This is a genomic window from Xenorhabdus beddingii, from assembly GCF_002127545.1.
GTDB lineage: Bacteria > Pseudomonadota > Gammaproteobacteria > Enterobacterales > Enterobacteriaceae > Xenorhabdus > Xenorhabdus beddingii.
In genome coordinates this window covers 1-214 of the sequence record NZ_MUBK01000205.1, presented here as the reverse complement: position 1 = coordinate 214, position 214 = coordinate 1, and the positions used below count along the sequence as shown (strand labels likewise).

The 214-nt window shown below is 45.3% G+C and carries 1 pseudogene; it reads right to left on the bottom strand.

The annotated features are described in order from the left end of the window. Positions 1 to 214 (bottom strand): annotated as a pseudogene (locus Xbed_RS19275) (DDE-type integrase/transposase/recombinase); the annotation flags it as partial.

Here is a 214-nt window from a genome sequence, read left to right as displayed (position 1 = left end):
TTCGTTTTTCAGTATCCCATTGACCCGTTCAGCCAAAGCATTCTGATAACAATCGTAGCCGTCTGTCATTGAGCACATGACGGCATGGTATTCATGTAAAGCCTGATAGGATTTGGAACAATATTGCAATCCCCTGTCTGAATGATGGAGCAGTGATTGCCCGGTCAATTTTCGGCCTCTTAAGGCCTGTTTATACGCCTTGATGACCGAGTCT